Source organism: Streptococcus shenyangsis (assembly GCF_006385785.1).
GTDB classification, from domain to species: domain Bacteria; phylum Bacillota; class Bacilli; order Lactobacillales; family Streptococcaceae; genus Streptococcus; species Streptococcus shenyangsis.
Map to the genome: position 1 here is coordinate 52249 of NZ_VFSH01000010.1, position 19966 is coordinate 72214.

16 protein-coding genes, 1 tRNA gene, 1 rRNA gene, 1 other RNA gene and 5 pseudogenes are annotated in these 19966 nt (G+C 39.8%); 4 read left to right on the forward strand and 20 right to left on the reverse strand.

All coding sequences use genetic code 11. The annotated features are described in order from the left end of the window. Positions 1 to 46 precede the first annotated feature (46 nt). The 3 genes and pseudogenes from FJR77_RS07850 to FJR77_RS10225 form a co-directional block, all read left to right on the forward strand. Entirely contained in the window at positions 47 to 949 is a 903-nt protein-coding gene (locus tag FJR77_RS07850; RefSeq protein WP_140834183.1) for an Rpn family recombination-promoting nuclease/putative transposase, read from the forward strand. Beyond that, positions 950 to 1303 (forward strand): annotated as a pseudogene (locus FJR77_RS07855) (Rpn family recombination-promoting nuclease/putative transposase); the annotation flags it as partial. A 10-nt stretch (positions 1304 to 1313) separates the two neighbouring features. Further along, positions 1314 to 1730 (forward strand): annotated as a pseudogene (locus FJR77_RS10225) (Rpn family recombination-promoting nuclease/putative transposase); the annotation flags it as partial. Positions 1731 to 2000: 270 nt separating this feature from the next. Here FJR77_RS10225 and FJR77_RS07870 read toward each other — a convergent pair. The 18 genes and pseudogenes from FJR77_RS07870 to FJR77_RS07960 form a co-directional block, all read right to left on the reverse strand. Next, complete coding sequence (locus FJR77_RS07870) at positions 2001 to 3296, reverse strand: N-acetylmuramoyl-L-alanine amidase family protein (protein ID WP_140834179.1); 1296 nt, start codon at positions 3294 to 3296, stop codon at positions 2001 to 2003. 141 nt (positions 3297 to 3437) lie between these two features. Further along, a complete protein-coding gene (locus tag FJR77_RS10475) occupies positions 3438 to 4763 on the reverse strand; it encodes a nucleoside triphosphate hydrolase (protein WP_140834177.1) in 1326 nt (441 codons plus the stop codon). Positions 4764 to 4905: 142 nt separating this feature from the next. Continuing rightward, on the reverse strand, positions 4906 to 5979 hold the full coding sequence (locus FJR77_RS10480; RefSeq protein WP_173277345.1) for an N-acetylmuramoyl-L-alanine amidase family protein: 1074 nt from the start codon (positions 5977 to 5979) through the stop codon (positions 4906 to 4908). A gap of 381 nt (positions 5980 to 6360) precedes the next feature. Next, positions 6361 to 6747: pseudogene (locus FJR77_RS07885) on the reverse strand (hypothetical protein); the annotation flags it as partial. 3 nt (positions 6748 to 6750) lie between these two features. Further along, entirely contained in the window at positions 6751 to 7677 is a 927-nt protein-coding gene (locus tag FJR77_RS07890) for an Rpn family recombination-promoting nuclease/putative transposase (RefSeq protein ID WP_140834174.1), read from the reverse strand. 196 nt (positions 7678 to 7873) lie between these two features. Next, positions 7874 to 8338, reverse strand: a pseudogene (locus FJR77_RS10180) (Rpn family recombination-promoting nuclease/putative transposase); the annotation flags it as partial. Position 8339: 1 nt separating this feature from the next. Continuing rightward, positions 8340 to 9299 (reverse strand): Rpn family recombination-promoting nuclease/putative transposase, encoded by a 960-nt coding sequence (locus FJR77_RS07905; protein WP_140834172.1) that lies wholly within the window; start codon positions 9297 to 9299, stop codon positions 8340 to 8342. Between the two features lie 224 nt (positions 9300 to 9523). Beyond that, positions 9524 to 10492 carry a ribose-phosphate diphosphokinase gene (locus FJR77_RS07910; RefSeq protein ID WP_033680978.1) on the reverse strand — a complete coding sequence of 323 codons (969 nt, stop codon included), beginning with the start codon at positions 10490 to 10492 and terminating at the stop codon, positions 9524 to 9526. 145 nt (positions 10493 to 10637) lie between these two features. Further along, positions 10638 to 11453 carry a PrsW family intramembrane metalloprotease gene (locus FJR77_RS07915; RefSeq protein WP_140834170.1) on the reverse strand — a complete coding sequence of 272 codons (816 nt, stop codon included), beginning with the start codon at positions 11451 to 11453 and terminating at the stop codon, positions 10638 to 10640. Between the two features lie 24 nt (positions 11454 to 11477). Then, entirely contained in the window at positions 11478 to 11975 is a 498-nt protein-coding gene (locus FJR77_RS07920) for a beta-class carbonic anhydrase (RefSeq protein WP_000119802.1), read from the reverse strand. A gap of 72 nt (positions 11976 to 12047) precedes the next feature. Continuing rightward, positions 12048 to 13409: a DNA repair protein RadA gene (radA, locus tag FJR77_RS07925; protein ID WP_140834168.1), complete on the reverse strand. Its 1362-nt coding sequence runs from the start codon at positions 13407 to 13409 to the stop codon at positions 12048 to 12050. Positions 13410 to 13422: 13 nt separating this feature from the next. Further along, complete coding sequence (locus tag FJR77_RS07930; RefSeq protein WP_004247189.1) at positions 13423 to 13980, reverse strand: histidine phosphatase family protein; 558 nt, start codon at positions 13978 to 13980, stop codon at positions 13423 to 13425. After that, complete coding sequence (locus FJR77_RS07935; RefSeq protein WP_000701985.1) at positions 13940 to 14383, reverse strand: dUTP diphosphatase; 444 nt, start codon at positions 14381 to 14383, stop codon at positions 13940 to 13942. Before FJR77_RS07935 ends, FJR77_RS07930 begins: the two co-directional genes overlap by 41 nt. Before the next feature lie 56 nt (positions 14384 to 14439). Next, positions 14440 to 14537, reverse strand: an RNA gene (gene ffs, locus FJR77_RS07940) — signal recognition particle sRNA small type. A gap of 32 nt (positions 14538 to 14569) precedes the next feature. Next, positions 14570 to 15037: a tRNA adenosine(34) deaminase TadA gene (gene tadA / locus FJR77_RS07945; RefSeq protein ID WP_140834167.1), complete on the reverse strand. Its 468-nt coding sequence runs from the start codon at positions 15035 to 15037 to the stop codon at positions 14570 to 14572. Positions 15038 to 15236: 199 nt separating this feature from the next. Further along, positions 15237 to 16523: an adenylosuccinate synthase gene (locus FJR77_RS07950; RefSeq protein ID WP_140834254.1), complete on the reverse strand. Its 1287-nt coding sequence runs from the start codon at positions 16521 to 16523 to the stop codon at positions 15237 to 15239. A gap of 230 nt (positions 16524 to 16753) precedes the next feature. Then, on the reverse strand, positions 16754 to 16990 hold the full coding sequence (gene comW / locus FJR77_RS07955; protein WP_000939541.1) for a sigma(X)-activator ComW: 237 nt from the start codon (positions 16988 to 16990) through the stop codon (positions 16754 to 16756). 185 nt (positions 16991 to 17175) lie between these two features. Then, positions 17176 to 18193 (reverse strand): annotated as a pseudogene (locus tag FJR77_RS07960) (IS630 family transposase). 128 nt (positions 18194 to 18321) lie between these two features. On the opposite strand from FJR77_RS07960, the gene FJR77_RS07965 reads away from it, so the two are divergent. Continuing rightward, entirely contained in the window at positions 18322 to 19689 is a 1368-nt protein-coding gene (locus tag FJR77_RS07965) for an ISL3 family transposase (RefSeq protein ID WP_140834166.1), read from the forward strand. Positions 19690 to 19761: 72 nt separating this feature from the next. On the opposite strand, the gene FJR77_RS07970 is transcribed toward FJR77_RS07965, so the two are convergent. Together FJR77_RS07970 and rrf are read right to left on the reverse strand one after the other, a co-directional pair. Beyond that, positions 19762 to 19835: transfer RNA gene (locus FJR77_RS07970), tRNA-Asn, on the reverse strand. A gap of 5 nt (positions 19836 to 19840) precedes the next feature. After that, a 5S ribosomal RNA gene (gene rrf / locus FJR77_RS07975) occupies positions 19841 to 19956 on the reverse strand. Between the last annotated feature and the right edge of the window lie 10 nt (positions 19957 to 19966).

Genomic DNA, 19966 nt, shown 5'->3' on the forward strand with positions numbered 1-19966 from the left:
AGCAAACCTAGATTTAAAACTGTGGTATAATGAAAGGAGAAAGAATATGGCATTACGTCATCCGGGCATTAGCCCAACCAATGACTTGGTTGCTAAGAAAATCTTTAGCAACCCAGAAATCACTTGTCAATTTATCCGCGATATGCTGGACTTACCTGCAAAAAATGTGACGATTTTGGAGGGAAGTAATATTCACGTATTACCCTCCATACCTTATTCAGCGCAGGATTTCTATACCAGTATAGATGTCTTGGCGGAGTTGGATAATGGCACGCAGGTTATTATCGAAATCCAAGTTCATCATCAGAATTTTTTCATTAATCGTTTGTGGGCTTACCTATGCAGTCAGGTCAATCAAAACCTTGAAAAAATTCGCCAACGAGAAGGTGATACCCACCAGAGCTACAAACACATCGCACCAGTATACGCTATCGCTATCGTGGACAGTAATTATTTTCAAGATGATTTAGCCTTTCACAGTTTTAGTATGCGAGAGGATACGACAGGTGAGGTTTTAACCATAACCAATAATGGACAAGAAAACCATTTGGTTAAGATGGCGTTCTTGGAATTAAAAAAATACAGAGAAACCAGCAAAGACAACGTTCGCAAACCGTGGTTGGAGTTTTTTGGGAATAAACCCTTTACCCAAGAACCCGAGCGAGCCATCAGTCAAGCAGACCAACTGCTGGACTACAAGAGCTGGTCCGAGGAGGACAGGAAAATGTTTAGTCAACTACGTATGCGCGAAGAACAAGCATTATTGGCTCAGGATTATGCCTTGGAACAAGCCGAAGAAAAAGGATTAGAGCGTGGGAAAGTTGAAGGAAGTTTGTCTATGCTACTAAATCTAGTCCATCAAGGTCTTTTGATTTCCGAGGTTGCCAGTCAGCAGTTAGGTATGACTGTCTCTGAGTTTGAAGAACTATTGAAAGAGCATCACAAATAAGAACTTAAAAAATATAGAGAAACCAGCAAAGACAAGGTTCGTAAGCCGTGGTTGGAGTTTTTCGGGAATAAACCCTTTACCCAGCAACCTGAGCGAGCCATCAGCCAAGCAGATCAACTGCTGGACTACAAGAGCTGGTCTGAGGAGGACAGGAAGATGTTTAGTCAACTACGGATGCGTGAAGAACAAGCCTTGTTAGCACAGGACTATGCCTTGGAACAAGCTGAGGAAAAGGGCTTAGAACGTGGAAAACTGCTTGCTTTTTTAGATCTGGTTCGCCAACATCTTTTAACCGTTGAGGTTGCAAGTGAGCAATTGGGCATGAGCGTCGCTGAGTTTGAGGCGTTGTTGTAAAGCCATCACTAACGGTCAAGAAAACCATCTAGTCAAGATGGAGTTCTTGGAATTAAAAAAATACAGAGAAACCAGCAAAGATGAGGTTCGCAAACCGTGGTTGGAGTTTTTTGGGAATAAGCCATTTACCCAGAATCCCCAGCGAGCCATTATCAAAGCAGATCAATTGCTGGACTACAAGAGCTGGTCTGAGGAGGACAGGAAGATGTTTAGTCAACTACGTATGCGAGAAGAACAGGCATTGTTGGCACAGGACTATGCCTTGGAGCAAGCTGAGGAGAAAGGCTTAGAGCGTGGTCGAGCCGAGGGGATGGAAAAGGGATTAAAAGTAGGTTTAGTAAATCTAGTCCGTCAACAGCTACTGTCATCTGAGGTTGCCAGCCAGCAGTTAGGTATGACTGTCTCTGAATTTGAGAAGCTCTTGTAAAACAATACAATCACTAATAACATAAAAGTGAACAGGACTGAAATATTATCCTGTTCACTTCTTTCATTTACCCGAGACAATTCAGATTCATCCCAACCTCAAAAGAGAAACCAAAAAATCCTTCTCTTTCATATCTTTTAACTAATTAGATTTTACATTTGACAAATTGAAGAGCACCTAGAGATACTAATTATTTAACTGCAGTATTATCTTAGTATCTGCTATAAAAAACTAAGCTAAAAATCTCCTAGTGATATAAACTAATTCAAACTACACCCACTCACCATTAGCGTTTACTGTGTAACTATCGATGGTTGTATTCACAGCCAAAGCACCTGATGGATATGAGTAATACCATTTACCGCTAACTTGGTACCAACCTGTCTTCATAGCGCCTGAGTTAGCAAGATAATACCATGTATCACCTTGGTTGACCCAGCCTGTTTGCATAGCACCTGAACTGTTGAGGTAATACCACTTACCATCTACAAATTTCCAGCCTGTCTGCATAGCACCCGAACCGTCAAGATAATACCATGTACCATCAACTTTTTGCCAACCTGTCTGCATGGCACCTGAACCGTTCAGATAATACCATGTACCATCAACTTGCTTCCAACCATTTTTCATCACACCAGTTTCATCCAAGTAATACCATGACCCATCTTTGACCCAACCTGTCTTCATCCCATCTTCTTTAGAGAAATAATACCAATCAAGCCCAATTTTCTTCCATCCAACATGACGATTTCCCTCATCATCAATGAAGAATTTTTTACCATCAATTAAAACAATACCTGGTTTAAGGACACCTTCCTCATCTAAGAGGTAATGTTTCCCATCTACTGTAATATCCCCTGTTAAACGAACACCGTCTTTTAGATAGTAAGTTTTATCATCAATTTTGATAAATCCAGTTTTCTTTTCACCATTTTCAACAAAATAGTAAACCTTATCAGCAACTTTTACAAAACCTAACTTTTTAACACCATCTTTTTCATCTAGATAATATTGCTTATCACCTGCAGTCAATAGACCTTTCTTCATAGCCCCATCAGCTTCAAAGTAGTAAGTCTTATTATCGATTTTTTGCCAACCAGTAACTTTTTTACCGTCCTTGATATAATAGATTTTACCACCTTCGGTTTTGAACTGACCACTACTTATGCTATTGTTAGTAGTAGCACTACCATTGTTTTGATTAGCATTACTACCATTCGTTTGGTTATTATCTCTTTGATATGGATTTGTTTGTGAGGTATTGCCTGTATTACCTGTAGTATTAGTTGGAGCATACATATGGTAAAGAATACCATCTTCTACCCTGCTAGTAGTGTACATATAGTTATCAATAGCTGGATGACTTGTATCAGATGTTGCTGTTCCTGTAACCGCTGCTTTGATATCAACTGGTCTACCATTTTGGAATGTCACAAAATGAATTTCCTTAAATGATGAAGTAGTAGAAGTCGTTGTTGCTCCTGAGTCGGTAGCTTGTACTTGTTGGATCGTAGCTACAGTTAATACTGATGTAGCTAGCAAGATACCTGTAAGTGTTTTCTTCATAAGAAAAATCTCCCTTGTTAACCTATTGAATTTATTTCATTATATCCCTTTTCTATAATTAGTGCAATAAAAAACATAAAAAGTGTAAAAATATTTTAAACCAAAAGAAAGAGAGTAGTTTAAACCACTCTCTTTATCATTTTATACCCATTCACCGTTGGCATTTAGATAATAGCCATCAATTGTAGTACTTACTGCAAGGGCACCTGAACTATAGGCATAGTACCATTTACCACCTGTTTGGAACCAACCTGTCACCATAGCACCTGAGCCTTTAAGGTAGTACCAAGTACCACCCACTTTAGCCCAGCCAGTTTCCATAGCACCTGAGCTATTTAGGTAATACCAAGTACCGCCATCTTGTAACCAGCCGGTTTGCATTTCACCTGAACCATTTAGATAATACCATTTATTACCATCTTTGATCCACCATTTTTGCATCACACCTTCAGCATTAAAGTAGTACCATTTACCGCCATCTTTAAGCCATCCAACTTGACGTTTACCTTCTTTGTTTACATAAATCCAGTGATTATCAACTTTGTTCCAACCAGCTTTTGTATTAGAATCATCTGTCAAGAAGTATGTTTTTCCATCAACAGTGATTTCACCGAACTTACGTTCACCTTCTTCAGTGACATAGTAATACTTGTCGCCAGCGCCTTTGATGAGACCTGTCTTACGCTCACCTTCTGCAGTGATGTAATACCATTTACCATCACTATCTTTTACAATACCAGATTGCGCTTTACCATCTGCAGTAAAGAAGTACCATTTTGTACCAACTTTATGAACTCCGTTTGTAACAACACCATCTTTTACAAAGTAAGTTTTATCATTATCTGTTACAACTTCTGTCTTACGGACACCATTTCCATCAAAGTAATAAGTCTTTTCACCTACTTTGATAAAACCAGTTCTCTTCACACCTTGATTATCTAGATAGTAGCGTTCAGACTCATTTTCAATGATACCACGAGCCATAACTCCTTCGCTATTGAAGTAGTATGTTTTGTTATCAATGATTGCCCAACCTTTGACTGGATTTCCTTTTGAGTAGAAATAGCGATTACCCGATACTTCACGCCAGCTATTTCCTTTATCAGTAGATTTATAACCTTGTTTATTCAAATCCGCTGACGCTGTATTAGGATCATTTTCCAATTCAGCAAGCTTTGTTCCCTTTAATACAAATACATAGTAACGTACTCCACCTTCTACATAAGTACTTTGATATTCATATTTATCTATGTACTTATGCTTGTCAATTTTTTGATCTCCTGCTTCAAAATAGACAGTTGTACGAGTACGGGCACTATCATTAGCAACAGTTATCCATTCTGTTTTACGAACAAGTTCTTCTGCATGTACAGAAGGAGCAGTAATTGCTGAGTAAGTAGTTAAAGCAGCAGCACCCGTCATTGTTACACTAGCTAGAGCTAGTGCTAAAGCTTTTTTATTTTTCATGTGAACATTCTCCATTTTTTTAAATTTAGGTATTATGCCTATTTTTATTGTATCTTATTTTTTAAAAAAATTCTAAGAAAAACTGGATTTTTATGGTAAAAATAAAAAGTAGGAGATTTCTCCTACTTTTTATTGAATTAGATTATTTAACCCATTCACCGTTTCCGTTAACAGTGTATCCACCTACAGTAGTGTTAACTGCAAGGGCACCTGAACCGTCAACATAGTACCATTTACCAGAAACTTCAAACCATTGGCTAGCTTTCATAGCACCTGAGTTTTCAAGGTAGTACCATTTACCACCGTCTTGCAACCAACCAGTTTGCATAGCGCCTGATCCGTTTAGGTAGTACCAAGTGTTTCCATCTTTAACCCACCATTTTTGCATTACGCCTTCAGCGTTAAAGAAGTACCATTTACCGTCAACTTGTTTCCAACCTGTAACAGCTTTGTTAGAAGCGTAGTATTTCCATCCAGCTTCTTCTTGTACCCATTGGTCTTTCATAACGTTGTATGAGTCAGTTTTTTCAAGAACCAAATCAACGTTTGCGTTTGTGAACATATCAGCTTTTCCATCTTGGTCTAAATCAGCAGAACCACTATACACAAATGTTCCTTCTGCGACGCTACCGATTTCCGCACCGTTTGAAGTTTTATTTACTGTGTAAAGTCCACTATTTGACTCAATACCTTTTACAACATACCCTTTTGGTACATAAGCAACACGGTATTGAACCAATCCGCCATTTGCTACTGCAAGTTCAACATCACCTGCCGCATCAGACTCAGCAGAAACAACGTTTGCTTTAGCGTAGTTCAAGTAGTCAGCTTTGTTTGCCCAAATCATAACATCAACTTTAACACCTGCTACTGCATTACCTTTGATATCACGAACATGGAAACGTACATGTGAACCGTTACCAAATTTTACTGCTTTAATAACTTTTCCATCTTTATCCTTAACAACATCATATGGATTTGTAGCTGGTTCAGCTGGTTTGTATTGGTCAGCATCTGGCACTGCATGGTGGAATGAAGGGTGTTCATTTGCACTATATGCGTTACCTACAATTTTACCAGTTCTAGGATCTACTTTACCATATACTGTACCACCATTAGTAGCACCAGCAGAAGTGCTAAGATCATTAGCTGAAACAGCTTGAACAGCACCAAATGCTGCAAGAGCGACTGCGCTTGTCAATAAAACTTTTTTCATCGTTTTATCTCCTTTGTTTTTCATTATATATTTTTCGTAAGACTATCTTACTACCATACAGTATATAAATATTTGCAGGATTTGTCAAGGGTTTTCTTCTAGTTTTTAAAGTTTTTACCTATTTTTTCAAAAAAAGGTGAAAAAACATCTTTGTGAGAAAAATACCCGTCAAATATTGTATTTTTGAGTGAAAATCTCACAAACTAATCATCCTTGAGTAAAATCATTCATATCTAATCCACATAGACAGTTGGATAGAACTCACTTCCTTGGTATTATCTTATAAACCCTCATAAAAGTCAAGTAAAAACGGCAAGTATTCAGCTAAAACTTGCCATTTCATAAACTTTCTACTATATAAAGATTGAATAAAGATTGAACTCATAATAAAGCTTCAAACTCAGCGAGAGTCATCCACAATTGCTGGCTAGCAACTTCAGATGTCAGAAGATCTTGACGGACCATATCTAGAAAAGCAAAAACTCTTCCTTCAACTTTCCCACGTTCAAGTCCACGCTCCAGTCCCTGTTCAATACCTTCCGCCCTAGCTGTTTCCAAGGCATAGTCATGAGTCAATAATGCTTGTTCCTCACGCCTGCGTTGTTCACTAAACATCTTCCTATCCTCCTCGGACCAGCTCTTGTAGTCCAGCAGTTGGTCTGCCTAGCTGATGGCTCGCTCGAGTTGCTGAGTAAAGGGTTTATTCCCGAAAAACTCCAACCACGGCTTGCGAACCTCATCTTTGCTGGTTTCTCTGTATTTTTTTAGTTATTATTTGTGATGCTCTTTCAATAGTGACTCAAACTCAGCGACAGTCATGCCCAATTGTTCACTCGCAAATTCGGAAGTTAAAACATGTTGGCGTACTAAATCTAGAAAGGTAAAGATTTGTCCTTCAACTTTTCCACGCTCTAATCCTTTTTCAATACCTTGTTCAATACCTTCGGCCCTAGCTGTTTCCAAGGCATAGTCCTGTGCTAACAAGGCTTGTTCTTCGCGCATACGTAGTTGACTAAACATCTTCCTGTCCTCCTCGGACCAGCTCTTGTAGTCTAGCAGTTGGTCTGCCTGGCTGATGGCTCGCTCGGGTTGTTGGGTAAAGGGTTTATTCCCGAAAAACTCCAACCACGGTTTGCGAACCTTGTCTTTGCTGGTTTCTCTGTATTTTTTTAATTCCAAGAACGCCATCTTGACCAGATGGTTTTCTTGTCCATTGTTTGTAATCGTTAAAACCTCACCCGTCGTATCCTCTCGCATGCTAAAGCTATGAAAAGCCAAATCATCTGAGAAGTAGTTACTATCCACAATGGCGATAGCGTATACTGGTGCGATGTGTTTGTAACTCTGATGAGTATTTCCTTCTTGCTGGCGAATTTTTTCGAGGTTTTGATTGACCTGACTGCACAGGTAAGCCCACAGACGATTGATGAAAAAATTCTGATGATGAACTTGAATCTCAATGATTACTTGGGTTCCATTATCTAGTTCAGCTAAGACATCTATACTAGTGTAAAAATCCTGCGCCGAGTATGGCATGGAAGGCAAGACATGAATATTGCTTCCCTCCAAAATAGTCACATTTTTGGCTGGTAAGTCCAACATATCGCGGATAAATTGACAAGTGATTTCTGGATTGCTAAAGATTTTCTTAGCAACTAAGTCATTGGTCGGGCTGATGCCCGGATGACGTACAGTCATATTCTTTCTCCTTTCATTATAGCACATTTTTAAATCTAGGTTTCCTAGATTATCTGGCTCTATCTATTTATTCGGAAAAGACAGGTGAAAGTTCAAATTTTCCTAACAAAAAAGATAGCCAATCTCTTTTACATCAAGCAATTTAGCTACCCTTTTTAGTTATTTTCATATTACATAACGTTTGTCCACAGATTTCTTACTTATGCCTTTCTAACAGCGCCTCAAACTCAGCGACAGTCATGCCCAATTGCTGGCTAGCAACTTCAGATGTCAGTAGCTGTTGACGGACTAGATTTGCTAACATAGCGAAACTTCCTTCAGCTTTCCCACGCTCCAGTCCCTGTTCAAGACCACGCTCTAAACCTTGTTCAAGACCTTCCGCCCTAGCAGTCTCCAAGGCATAATCCTGAGCCAATAACGCTTGTTCTTCGCGCATACGTAGTTGACTAAACATTTTTCTGTCCTCCTCGGACCAGCTTTTGTAGTCCAGCAGTTGATCTGCCTGACTGATGGCTCGCTCGGGTTCTTGGGTAAAGGGTTTGTTCCCGAAAAATTCCAACCAGGGCTTGCGAACCTCGTCTTTGCTGGTTTCTCTGTATTTTTTTAATTCCAAGAATGCCATCTTAACAAAATGGTTTTCTTGCCCATTGTTTGTGATGGTCTTACAAGAGTGCTTCAAACTCAGAGACCGTCATACCCAGCTGCTGGCTCGCAACCTCCGAAGTCAGAAGACCTTGGCGAACCATATCTAGAAAGGCAAAAAGTTTCCCACGTTCTAGTCCCTGTTCAATACCTTGCTCAATACCCTCAGCTCGGCCTTGTTCAACTCCTTCTGCACGACCACGCTCAAGTCCACGCTCTAAGCCCTTTTCCTCAGCTTGTTCCAAGGCATAGTCATGAGCTAATAATGCCTGTTCTTCGCGCATACGTAGTTGACTAAACATCTTCCTGTCCTCCTCGGACCAGCTCTTGTAGTCCAGCAGTTGATCTGCTTGGCTGATGGCTCGCTCGGGTTCTTGGGTAAAGGGTTTGTTCCCGAAAAACTCCAACCATGGCTTGCGAACGCTATCCTTGCTGGTTTCTCTGTATTTTTTTAATTCCAAGAATGCCATCTTAACCAGATGGTTTTCTTGACCATTATTGGTGATGGTTAAGACCTCACCTGTCGTGTCCTCACGCATACTAAAGCTGTGGAAAGCCAAGTCATCTGAGAAGTAATTACTGTCCACAATTGCGATAGCATATACTGGTGCGATATGCTTGTAACTTTGATGAGTATTGCCTTCTTGCTGGCGAATTTTTTCTAGATTTTGATTGACCTGACTACACAAATAAGCCCACAGGCGATTGATGAAAAAATTCTGATGATGCACCTGAATCTCAATAATTACCTGAGTTCCATTGTCCAACTCCGCCAAGACATCAATACTTGTATAGAAATCTTGTGCTGAATAGGGCAGAGAAGGCAAGACATGAATATTACTTCCCTCCAAAATGGTCACATTTTTTGCTGGTAAATCCAACATATCGCGAATAAATTGACAAGTGATTTCCGGATTGCTAAAGATTTTCTTAGCAACTAAGTCATTAGTCGGGCTGATGCCCGGATGTCTTAGAATCATCCTTCTCCTCCTTTTATTATATCACAGTTTTATACTCAATGAAAATCAAAGAGCAAACTAGGAAACTAGCCGCAGGCTGTACTTGAGTACGGCAAGGCGACGTTGACGTAGTTTGAATTTGATTTTCGAAGAGTATTAAATCTAGTTTTACTAGATTCACTGACTCTATCTATTTATTCGGAAAAGAGACGAAAAAAACCTGAGAATTATCTCAGGCTTGGTTATTAAATCTTTTTCTCAATACCAAAAAGTGGAGAAAGTGGGCGTTTTTCATGGATACGTACGATAGCATCCCCTAGGAGATGAGCGATTGAAATCTGCTCAATCTTATCAATCAAACGCTCTTCTGGCAGATAGATGGTATCCAAAACAACCAATTTCTTAATAGCTGATTTTTGGATATTGTCCATAGCAGGACCAGAAAGAACTGGGTGCGTACAGCTTGCATAGACTTCAACGGCACCAGCTTCCGCAAGGGCATCTGCCGCATGACAAATCGTTCCAGCAGTATCAATCATATCATCAATCAAGATACAAGTCTTGCCTTCGACCTTACCGATGATGTTCATGACTTCACTGGTATTCATCTTATCAACGCTACGACGTTTGTCGATGATAGCGATAGATGTTTTCAAAAATTCTGCCAACTTACGGGCACGAGTCACCCCTCCATGGTCTGGACTGACAACCACATAGTCAGAACCAACCATGCCACGACGCTCAAAATAATCCGCAATCAGAGGAGCTCCCATCAAATGATCCACAGGAATATCAAAGAATCCTTGAATCTGCGCAGCATGCAAGTCGATTGTCAATAAACGATCCACTCCAGCTACTTCAAGCATATTTGCAACAAGTTTTGAAGTGATTGGCTCACGCGCTCTCGCCTTTCTATCCTGACGTGCATACCCATAGTAAGGCATGACAACATTGACAGATTCTGCACTCGCACGCTTCAAAGCATCTACCATAATCAAAATTTCAAGCAGATTGTCATTTACAGGCGAGCTAGTTGATTGTAGGATAAAGACGTGTTTCCCACGGATTGATTCTTCGATGTTGACCTGAATCTCTCCATCTGAAAATTGGCGAACACTTGATTTCCCCAACTCTATCCCAATCTCCTGCGCCACACGTTCTGCCAATTCTTTATTAGAAGAAAGGGCAAACAGCTTTAAATCAGAAAAAGACATGATTTCCTCCGGTATATATGTATCGCTTGTGCTTTTCACAAGATTTTTCCATCTACCATTGTAGCGCTTTTTACACTATTTTTCAATCAAAAATAAAAGAAGGGCAGCATATTTGTGCCCTTGCATCATTCTTTTTAAAAATATTCTAGTTCATCAACCCATCGTTCTTCTCAACAAAGCGATAAGCCTGATAAAAACCATAGAGAGCAATAGCTGTAACCACTGGAATCGCTAAAGGCAACTCTGTCTCCAACTCTACAAAAGGAGAATTAAACAAGAAGTGAGTTCCCAAGGCTAAACCTAGGAAAATAAGCCCATCTTTCTTGCCAACCTTCTGTCCTTTATAAGCTCTGTAAAGTAAGTAAACACCTACTACAGCCAGACCTGAAAAAGTCCAGTGAGAGGCAATTCCTGAGATGATACGCTCTAAAATTCTCGAAATAGTAAAGTCAAATCCCTCTGGCAAATCTGTACGGATATAACCAATATCCTCAATCATTTGGAATCCCAAACCAGAAGCAATCCCTAGTAAAAACAAAGATTTTAATTTTCGGACAGGAATCAAAGCTAAAACAAAGACAAGTGGCAACAATTTCAAGGGTTCTTCTACCAAAGGAGCCACAATCGCACTTTCAAAAGCATTTAAAAATGCACTATCTGGGAAAAGAATACCCAGCAAATCATGGATATAGGTATTCGCAAAGCTAGACAGCCAGCCTGAAAGGAACATCCCACCCAATAAAGACAAAATCAAGGCATTCTTTGGCAATTCCCATTTTTTCCCAATACAGAAAAGGAAATAAAGAGCCGGAATCATGTAAAAGAGAGCTAGAAAGATAGAAACTCCCATTAGTCCATATTCCGCAGCTGACATCGAACCATCCGTATAGTAGATGGTTTCATACTGTAAACCAATACATAGCAATAAGATAAAAATAAATAAAATACTGTTTTTCTTCATACACTTTCTTTCTAAATGAAGTATTTATAATTCTACAACTGTCATACTTCCTGTATCCACATCATAAATGGCACCAGAGATAATGACATCGTCTGGTATTAAGGGAGATTCGATAAGGGCTTGCATATCCTCTCGCACACTCTCCTCTATATCTTGGAAGGGCAAGAAGTCCTGGTCTGACACGTCGACACCCAGTTCCTCTTTCAAATACTCCTGAAAAGGACCATTTTCAAAGGTCTGAGCACCACAGTCTGTATGGTGCAGCACCACAATCTCTCTTGTCCCCATCTGTTGCTGGGAAATAACTAGCGAACGAATCATGTCCTCAGTCACTCGACCACCTGCATTCCGCAAGATATGAGCATCCCCAAGTGCCAAACCTAGAGCTTGCGCAACGTGCAAACGTGAGTCCATACAGGTCACAATGGCAACTCTTGTTTTGGGTTTAAGTGGCAGATTTAACTGCCCATGTAGGGCAACATAAGCCTGATTGGCTTGCATAAACTGTTCAAAATACGACATGATTCCCTCCTCGAAAATTTGATAGTCAAATATTTCTCCTATCTTATCATTTTTAAGAGGATTTGTCACGAATTATGCAAAGACCTTTTTCAAAACTTCCTGAATCGTTGTCACCCCAATGACCTGAATTTCCTTAGGCGGAGTGATTCCTGTCAAGGAATTCTTAGGTACATAAATCTTGGTAAATCCCAGCTTAGCAGCTTCATTAATACGTTGTTCAATACGATTCACGCGCCGAATCTCTCCCGTCAAGCCCAGTTCTCCAACAAAACATTCCTGAGGATTAGTTGGCTTGTCCTTGTAGCTCGAAGCAATGGCAATTGCAACAGCTAAGTCAATCGCAGGTTCATCCAATTTTACACCACCAGCAGATTTGAGATAAGCATCCTGATTTTGGAGAAGCAATCCTGCCCGTTTCTCCAAAACAGCCATAATCAAGCTAGCACGATTGAAGTCAAGTCCTGTCGTAGTACGCTTGGCATTTCCAAACATGGTAGGTGTCACCAAAGCCTGAACCTCTGCTAAAATTGGACGCGTCCCTTCCATGGTCACAACTATTGACGAACCAGTCGCTCCATCCAAACGCTCTTCTAGGAAAACTTGGCTCGGATTGAGTACCTCAACCAGACCACCCGACTGCATCTCAAAAATCCCAATTTCATTGGTAGAACCAAAACGGTTTTTGACCGCTCTTAAAATACGGAAGGTATGGTGGCGTTCCCCTTCAAAGTAAAGTACCGTATCTACCATATGCTCCAACATACGTGGACCAGCCAGAGTCCCCTCCTTGGTCACATGACCTACGATAAAGATGGCAATATTATTGGTTTTGGCCAGCTGCATAAGTTCAGCCGTCACCTCACGCACTTGAGAAACAGACCCCTGCACCCCTGAAATCTCAGGAGACATAATGGTCTGGATAGAGTCAATAATGAGGAAGTCTGGTTGGATGCGCTCCACCTCAGCTCGAACACTCTGCATATTGGTCTCGGCATAGAGATAAAACTCGCTATCAATATCTCCCAAGCGCTCTGCTCGTAACTTAATCTGCTGGGCAGACTCCTCCCCACTGACGTAGAGAACCGTCCCCACTTGAGACAGCTGGGTTGAGACTTGTAGGAGAAGGGTTGATTTTCCAATCCCAGGATCCCCACCGATGAGGACGAGACTCCCTGGTACCACTCCACCTCCAAGTACACGGTTGAATTCCTCCATCTCCGTCTTGGTTCGATTGACATTGATGGAAGTCACCTCAGCCAGTTTCATGGGCTTGGTCTTCTCACCTGTCAAGGACACACGCGCATTCTTGACCTCGGCAACCTCAACCTCTTCTACAAAAGAAGACCAAGACCCACAGTTAGGACAACGTCCCAGATATTTAGGGGAATTATACCCACAATTTTGACATACAAATGTCGCTTTTTTCTTTGCGATGATAAACCTCTTTCTATATCTCTAACTCATACTCAATCACTTGGCAAAAATCAATCTTCTCATTTGGTACAAACTGGCGCATGAGCATTCGATGAGCAACAACTACCACAGTCTGGTGTTCTCGATACTTAGACATACATTCTAGAAAACGAGACTTCATTTCCGTAGCTGTCTCATATTGAATAGGACTATTAGGAAGTAACTCCCCATTATTTTCTAGAAACATAGTACGAGCTTTTTCAAAATTATCTGTTCCACTTTCATAGACCTGCCATTCATGCAATAATGGCTCCACTCTCAAAGGAAGACCCGTAGCACAAACCACATAAGAAGCCGTTTCTAAAGCTCTTGTGACTGCAGAAGATATGATTATTTCAGCTAAAGGGAGTAAAGGATTCTTGCTCAGTTCCTGAGCTTGCTGCCGTCCCTTCTCAGACAAGGGCGCCAAATCTATCCCAAATCCCGTATAAGAACGCTTCTCTAACTCATAATAATCTGGCTCCCCATGACGTACAAAGATAATCTTCATTCTAGTGCCCTGTCGATCCAAATCCACCAGTTCGAATGCCATCAGCCACATCTCCATCTGCAATTAAGAAAGGAGCAAAGACAGCCTGGACAACACGTTCTCCAACTTCGAGAATCACTTCTTGGTCTGTGATATTCTTCATCTGCGCAAAAATATGCCCTTCATTCCCAGGATTTCCATAATAGTCCCCATCAATAACGCCAACTGAATTAATTAAAACCAAGCCCTTCTTACGAGGATTTGAAGAACGATCATATAGGTAGAGAACCTCAGTCGGTTGCATATAAGCCTTAACCCCTGTCGGAACCAAGACAATCTCTCCTGGCGCAATAACCGTACGCACAGCAACCTTTAAGTCGTAACCAGCCGCATGCGCTGTCTCACGCTTTGGCAATAAATTTTCATCTGTAAAACTAGAAACCAATTCAAAACCACGAATTTTCATCATCTTCTCTTTTCTATTATCATTTATTCTAGATTATTCTATCTTATTTATTCGGAAAAAGCACGAAAAAAAGAGCACACAATTCAAATCGCTTAGGGCTGCTGGATTCCTCCCCTGACCCGCTTCACGCAGAACTGTTGCTCTACTATTTATTATATCACATTCCCATTCATTTTAAAAGCAAAATTATTTTTTCCGTCTATTTCTAAAAAAGTCCTGCATAATAGCTGCACATTCATCTTCCAAAATTCCCGTTTCAACCTCCACACGATGATTGAGACGCTCATCTGTCAAGATATCGTACAAACTCCCAGCAGAGCCAAATTTCTGGTTTTTAGCCCCATAGACCACGTTTGGAATACGGGCAAGTCCAATCGCCCCACTACACATGACACAAGGCTCAATGGTCACAAAAAGCGTGCAATCCAGCAAGCGCCAGCTCTCCTCACTAAGGTTCGCATCTTCTATGGCCATAATCTCCGCATGCATAACCGCTCGCTGCAACTCCTCACGCGCATTATGCCCACGACCAATGATTTCTCCGTCCTTGACAATCACACAACCAATTGGAATTTCATCGTGTTCCAAAGCAATCTCAGCCTCTCTCAAAGCTTCCCTCATAAAGACTTCTTTTTCTTCAACTGTATAATTCATCAATTTCCCTTTTCCTACTTGTCGATTTTATTATTATATCATGAATCCCAAGACAAAAAAAGCCACCGAATGCGGTGACTTTATAGGGAGATTATTATGAAAAAGAAAAGTTTAGGATATTTGTTACAACAAGTTAGGAGGTCTTCTTGTAACTGTCTATAGTATACCCGACCTATCTTAAACAAATCTTAAAAATCTCTTACGACCAAACACTTTCTAAAATATTTGTTTGTTCACGACCAGGACCTACTGAGAAAGTAGAGATACGAACGCCAACCAATTCGCTCACACGACGAACGTAGTTACGCGCATTCTCAGGAAGATCTTCCAAATTACGAATTCCGGTGATATCTTCTGACCAACCTGGCAACTCTTCATAGATAGGCTTGCAACGCTTCAATTGCTCAAGACTAGCTGGATAGTAGTCAATACGTTGACCATCAAGATCATAGGCCACACAGATTTTTACTGTATCTAAACCACTCAAAACATCGATAGAGTTCAATGAAAGGTTAGTGATACCAGAAACACGACGGCTATGACGCATTACAACTGAGTCAAACCAACCTACACGACGTGGACGACCAGTTGTTGTCCCATATTCATGACCAATTTCACGGATACGCTCTCCAACTTCATCAAACAACTCAGTTGGGAAAGGACCGTCTCCTACACGACTCGTATAGGCTTTACATACACCTACAACCTTGTCAATCTTACTTGGACCAACACCAGAACCAATGGTCACACCACCAGCCACAGGGTTTGATGACGTAACAAATGGATATGTACCTTGGTCGATATCTAGCATAACACCTTGTGCACCTTCAAAAAGCACACGTTTGCCATTATCAAGCGCATCATTCAAGATAACAGATGTGTCTGTCACATACTTCTTGATTTGTTGACCATATTCATAATATTCTTCAAAAATATCATCAAAAGCAATCGCTTTACTGTCATACAATTTTTCAAAAAGACGATTCTTTTCAGCAAGGTTACGTTCTAAACGCTCACGGAAAATATCTTTATCCAAAAGATCTGCGATACGAATCCCAACACGAGCAGCCTTGTCCATATAAGCTGGACCAATTCCCTTAATTGTAGTACCAATCTTATTGTCGCCCTTAGCTTCTTCTTGCAAGCGATCCAACTCGATATGATAAGGCAAAATAACATGCGCGCGATCAGAAATACGCAAGTTATCAGTTGTCACACCCTCCTCATGAAGATAGCTCAACTCTTTTACAAGAGATTTAGGATTTACAACCATACCATTCCCAATAACAGAGATTTTTTCAGGGAAGAAAATCCCAGATGGAATCAAGTGCAACTTAAATTTTTTACCATCAATCACAATCGTGTGCCCTGCATTATCACCACCTTGGTAACGTGCAATCACTTCTGCATTCGCTGAAAGGAAGTCTGTAATCTTCCCTTTACCTTCATCACCCCACTGGGTACCTACAACAACAACTGAAGTCATAATCTTGTCTGAGCCCTCAGGCTCTTCCTTTCTCACATACATGGCAGGACTCTCACCTGCAATTATATCTTACAATTTATTATAAGAAAAAAACGCCTTTTTATCAAGAAGAAACAATAGAAAGATTTGCTATTTCCAACTATTAAAAAATGTTTTAGAAAAATAACCAGCTATTTATCATTATCTTTCTATAAAATAATAAATTTGTTCGGAAATTCACTCAGACTATCTCAACAAGAAATAAAACCTTGTTTCATTATCATCTTTTCAAGATACAAACGATAAGCAACACGATAATGGTAAACAATAAAATCCCTACGACACCCAATACCATATCTCACTAAATAATAAATTAAAAATTTAAAATGAAAATGTTCCCAATCAAAATTATCACCAAATACAGTACCATACTCTTCTTCAATATTTCTATAAAAATCCGCCATCTGCTCATAAATTTTTTGTAGCATAAATATATACTCCTTTTCTTTTTATAACCTTTATTCTAACAAAAAATTTAAAACATTAAGTATCAATTCCTGAATTGTTAAAATACCAGCCTCAACAAGATAACAAATAAGAAAAGTTGACAGGATAGGAAGAAATTTACTACCTAAATTAGACTATTATAAAGACCTTATTAACTGCTTTACACTCAAATATTTTCAAAAAGCAACCTTGTCCATTGTCTGCTGACAGTGGACTTTAAAACACTTTTTTCCAGTCCTTGAATAACTTCTTGAAGCTTATCAATGACGGCTTCCAATGTTTGGAAAGCCTTGTTTTTAAAACCTCGTTTTCGAATTCCTTTCCAGACTTGTTCAATAGGGTTCATTTCTGGTGTATAAGGTGGAATAAAAGCTAACTCAACATTATTTGGAATCTCTAAGATACTTGATTTATGCCATATAGCATTATCCATTACAAGTAACATATAGTCATCTGGATAAGCTTGTGAGACTTGTCGTAGAAATTCATTCGTCCACTCAGTATTGCATCCTCCAACAATGAGGAAGAAGGAATCTCCTGTCTGAGCATCTACTGCCCCATAACAATAGAGATATTCTAGCATATAATGACTAGGAATGCTAGGTCGGATTCCTTGAGGAGCCCAACAAAAACTCATCTTACTGATTCTTCCAAAACCAGCTTCATCTTGGTACATCAAGCGTACTTTGTTATAGTATTTCTCCTCTTTAAAACGCTTACTTAAGGTCTCGAATGTAGATTTTATTTTTAGACGTCTCAATTGTTTGAACGTCTGCCTTCTTGGGATGTTCAGATCGAGGGGTGACTGTTCGCCAACCATGGCGTTTCAGGAGATAATAGAAACCATCACGTGTGGAAGTGCGACCAATCTCTTTTTGATAATCTTCAAATAACTGATTGACAGTTACAAATTCCCCAGCCTGAGCAGCTTCTATATGACGTTTTAGAAATGCTTTCTCTTCTTCATAAGTCATATATTCGCGATGGCGACCGCCACGGGTCTCTTGAAGAAGAGCATCCAAAGCAAACTCCTTATATTTTTCAAATTCCTCCGAATAGTTGTTTTATTGCAATCTAGCAGATCCATGTTTTCCTTTATAACTCTTTTCCTTTGAGCGAAAATAAATAATCTGTAGACGTTTGTGATATTTAGCGTACGATGAATCTCTTAGGAGTTGTTCAATTTTTTGGCTCTATAATATTTGTAGTGGGTAAATCCCCTATAGATATTATGGAGCCTATTTTGTTATAGAAAAAAGTCCCATAAGATCTATAATGAAAAGCGACTAAACAACTCACTAGAAAGAATCATATGGAACAATTACATTTTATCACAAAACTACTCGATATCAAAGATCCAAATATCCAAATTATAGATATCATCAATAGGGATACCCACAAAGAAATCATCGCTAAACTGGACTACGATGTCCCGTCTTGTCCTGATTGCGGAAGCCAAATGAAGAAATATGACTTTCAAAAACCGTCTAAGATTCCTTACCTAGAAACGACTGGTATGCTTACTAGAATTCTCCTTAAAAAGCGTCGTTTTAAGTGCTATCAATTCTCGAAAATAGTGGTCGCTGAGACTTCCCTCGTCAAGAAGAATCACCAAATCCCTCGTATCATCAATAAAAAGATTGCTCAAAAGTTGATTGAAAAAACTTCTATGACCGACATTGCTCATCAGCTTGCCATCTCAACTTCAACCGTTATTCGCAAACTTAATGACCTTCACTTTAAGCATGATTTTTCTCGTCTTCCTGAGATTATGTCCTGGGACGAATATTCCTTCACTAAGGGAAAGATGAGTTTCATTGCGCAAGATTTTGAAAAGCTCAATATCATCACTGTTCTTGAGGGCAGAACACAAGCCATCATCCGGAATCACTTTCTTCGCTACGATAGAGCCGTTCGCTGTCAGGTGAAAATCATTACTATGGATATGTTTAGTCCCTACTATGACTTGGCTAAACAGCTTTTTCCGTGTGCTAAAATTGTACTTGATCGCTTTCACATTGTTCAACATCTAAGTCGTGCCATGAGTCGTATGCGTGTCCAAATCATGAATCAGTTTGAGCGAAAATCTCATGAATACAAGCTTATCAAGCGCTACTGGAAGCTCATTCAACAGGATAGTCGTAAACTCAGTGATAAGAGATTTTATCGCCCTACTTTTTGTATGCACTTAACCAATAAAGAAATCCTAGACAAGCTTTTGAGCTATTCCGAAGACTTGAAACTCCACTATCATCTCTATCAGCTCTTGCTTTTCCACTTTCAGAATAAGGAACCGGAGAAATTTTTCGAACTCATTGAAGACAATCTAAAGAAAGTTCATCCTATTTTTCAGACTGTCTTTAAAACTTTTCTCAAGGAAAAAGACAAAATCGTCAACGTCCTTCAGTTACCATATTCTAACGCCAAATTGGAAGCGACCAATAATCTCATCAAACTTATCAAACGAAATACCTTTGGTTTTCGGAACTTTGATAACTTTAAAAAACGGATTTTTATTGCTCTGAATTCTAACGCCAAATTGGAAGCGACCAATAATCTCATCAAACTTATCAAACGAAATACCTTTGGTTTTCGGAACTTTGATAACTTTAAAAAACGGATTTTTATTGCTCTGAATATTAAAAAAGAAAGGACGAAATTTGTCCTTTCTATAGCTTAGCTTTTCTTCAACCCACTACAGTTGATAAAGAGCTAAAATAAAAAGGAAGTATATACCTCCTTTTCTTAACAACTCCGCCAGTAGGACTCGAACCTACGACATCATGATTAACAGTCATGCGCTACTACCAACTGAGCTATGGCGGATTAAAGCTAAGCGACTTCCATATCTCACAGGGGGCAACCCCCAACTACTTCCGGCGTTCTAGGGCTTAACTTCTGTGTTCGGCATGGGTACAGGTGTATCTCCTAGGCTATCGTCACTTAACTCTGAGTAA

Excerpts from the sequence above, each read along its gene's own strand:
- FJR77_RS07850 (WP_140834183.1), top strand. The coding sequence starts at position 47 with ATGGCATTACGTCATCCGGGCATTAGCCCAACCAATGACTTGGTTGCT.
- FJR77_RS07870 (WP_140834179.1), bottom strand. The coding sequence starts at position 3,296 with ATGAAGAAAACACTTACAGGTATCTTGCTAGCTACATCAGTATTAACT.
- FJR77_RS10475 (WP_140834177.1), bottom strand. The coding sequence starts at position 4,763 with ATGAAAAATAAAAAAGCTTTAGCACTAGCTCTAGCTAGTGTAACAATG.
- FJR77_RS10480 (WP_173277345.1), bottom strand. The coding sequence starts at position 5,979 with ATGAAAAAAGTTTTATTGACAAGCGCAGTCGCTCTTGCAGCATTTGGT.
- FJR77_RS07890 (WP_140834174.1), bottom strand. The coding sequence starts at position 7,677 with ATGACTGTACGTCATCCGGGCATCAGCCCGACCAATGACTTAGTTGCT.
- FJR77_RS07905 (WP_140834172.1), bottom strand. The coding sequence starts at position 9,299 with ATGATTCTAAGACATCCGGGCATCAGCCCGACTAATGACTTAGTTGCT.
- FJR77_RS07910 (WP_033680978.1), bottom strand. The coding sequence starts at position 10,492 with ATGTCTTTTTCTGATTTAAAGCTGTTTGCCCTTTCTTCTAATAAAGAA.
- FJR77_RS07915 (WP_140834170.1), bottom strand. The coding sequence starts at position 11,453 with ATGAAGAAAAACAGTATTTTATTTATTTTTATCTTATTGCTATGTATT.
- FJR77_RS07920 (WP_000119802.1), bottom strand. The coding sequence starts at position 11,975 with ATGTCGTATTTTGAACAGTTTATGCAAGCCAATCAGGCTTATGTTGCC.
- FJR77_RS07930 (WP_004247189.1), bottom strand. The coding sequence starts at position 13,980 with ATGGCATTCGAACTGGTGGATTTGGATCGACAGGGCACTAGAATGAAG.
- FJR77_RS07935 (WP_000701985.1), bottom strand. The coding sequence starts at position 14,383 with ATGAAAATTCGTGGTTTTGAATTGGTTTCTAGTTTTACAGATGAAAAT.
- tadA (WP_140834167.1), bottom strand. The coding sequence starts at position 15,037 with ATGAATTATACAGTTGAAGAAAAAGAAGTCTTTATGAGGGAAGCTTTG.
- FJR77_RS07950 (WP_140834254.1), bottom strand. The coding sequence starts at position 16,523 with ATGACTTCAGTTGTTGTTGTAGGTACCCAGTGGGGTGATGAAGGTAAA.
- comW (WP_000939541.1), bottom strand. The coding sequence starts at position 16,990 with ATGCTACAAAAAATTTATGAGCAGATGGCGGATTTTTATAGAAATATT.
- FJR77_RS07965 (WP_140834166.1), top strand. The coding sequence starts at position 18,322 with ATGGAACAATTACATTTTATCACAAAACTACTCGATATCAAAGATCCA.